Source organism: Caballeronia sp. M23-90 (assembly GCF_053574605.1).
Genome location: NZ_JBSIPA010000800.1, coordinates 1 through 1,448 on the forward strand (window position 1 = coordinate 1; position 1,448 = coordinate 1,448).

Annotated in this window: 3 protein-coding genes; all 3 read left to right on the top strand. The window is 64.3% G+C overall.

Annotated features, from left to right (window positions below):
* The first annotated feature begins 21 nt into the window (after window positions 1–21).
* The gene (locus ACRXB1_RS35960; RefSeq protein ID WP_449494763.1) at window positions 22–420 is read left to right on the top strand and encodes a hypothetical protein; all 399 of its coding nucleotides are present in this window, start codon (window positions 22–24) and stop codon (window positions 418–420) included.
* A complete protein-coding gene (pilO, locus tag ACRXB1_RS35965; protein ID WP_449494764.1) occupies window positions 417–1,259 on the top strand; it encodes a type 4a pilus biogenesis protein PilO in 843 nt (280 codons plus the stop codon). Before ACRXB1_RS35960 ends, pilO begins: the two co-directional genes overlap by 4 nt.
* Window positions 1,256–1,448: hypothetical protein (locus ACRXB1_RS35970; RefSeq protein ID WP_449494765.1), on the top strand; the 193-nt coding region annotated here is incomplete at its 3' end. The genes pilO and ACRXB1_RS35970, both read left to right, overlap by 4 nt.

A 1,448-nucleotide genomic window follows, 5' to 3' on the forward strand; every position in this document is an offset into this window, starting at 1 on the left:
TAGCGCGCCGAAAGTGCCGCCGTGCCGATCGCCGAGCCGCGTGCGCGATTTCTCGGTTTGCTCGACGCGCTGGCGCAAGGGGCATCGCAGGGTAAGGTTGGTTTGCAGCGCGTGACGCAGCGAGTGAGCGAAGTGGAGCTTGCCGCGAGTGCACCGGATTCCCACACCGCTGCAGCGTGGCTGAAGGCGCTTGAAGATGTGCCGGGCGTGGGTGCTGTCGAGGTTGTCGAAATGCGCCGGCGAGTCGTTTCGCCTGTGAAAAACGTGCGGTTGGACAGGTCCGGCGCTTACGACTTCATCGCGCTCGTGCGATGGGCGGATGGCGTTGGGAGTGCCAAGAACGCGAAATCGTTGAAGGCTGGCAAGCGGGCGCTCTCACCATCGGCTTCCAAACCTGGCGTCCGGAGCAGCACGCGATGAAACCTTCATATGCCAACCTTCTTGCGCTCCTCTCCGAGCCACTCGATGCCTGGAGCAACTTTCGACTTGCAGTGACGGGCGTTGTCGTGGGCGCGCTGGTGTTTGCATTGGGCACTACGCTATGGCGCTCATCCGATATGGGCGGCACGCAAGCAAGCCGCTCGGCGCTGGATGACGCCAGGCATCGGCTTGACCGTGCCCGCACAGTGACCAACGAATTGCCGGCGATGCGCACGCGCTCGGGCGAGGACGCACGCCAATCACGCTGGACCGTCGCCGACGCGCTTCACGAGATCACCGCGCTCGCCGCTCAAAGCGGATTGCGGATCGGGACCATAGAACCATCGGTGCAAAAGGGCGAGGGCCTCGAGAGCGAGCGGCCGCTGCGGTTTCGCGCGGAAGGTTCGTTTGGTGAGATCCGGCGTTTCATGGAAGCGCTCGAGGGGCTGCCGCGTCTGGTCGTTCCCGCTGACGTGCAGATCAAACGGGACGTATTGGTCAGCAATTCGCTCGGCCTGGACGCAACGCTGCGGGTCTTTGAGGACCTGCCGGCTGTTGCACGTCCAGAACCGTCGCGGCGGGACGCATTCGCCATTGACCCCTTCGGCGTGAAAAACGGCACCGGCCCCGGCGATGCAGGCGCGATGCTTCTGGTCGGCACGCTTCGGAGCCGAAGCCGTTCCATGGCGCTGCTGGAAACCGCTGCGGGCATCGACGGATATACACCGGGTCAAGCGGTCGGCGACGAATGGCTCGGCAGCGTGCGTGCTCGCTCGATCGAGTTGCGTCGTGTCGATGGTGTCGCGCGCACGATTGCTTTTGCCGAGGATCGGCCATGAGCTTCATGCGTGTGATGGTGCGGGTGGAGCGCGGGGTTTGTCGCCGGATGATTGCCTGGAGCAGCGCGTCAATCTTGTTGCTGCAATCTGCTTGCGTGGACGCCGCCATTGCTCCGCTCCCGCCCTTGCCGGCCAGCTTTCCGCTGACGCTGCCCACCGATCAGTTCGCCGAGGACACATCGGCGGACA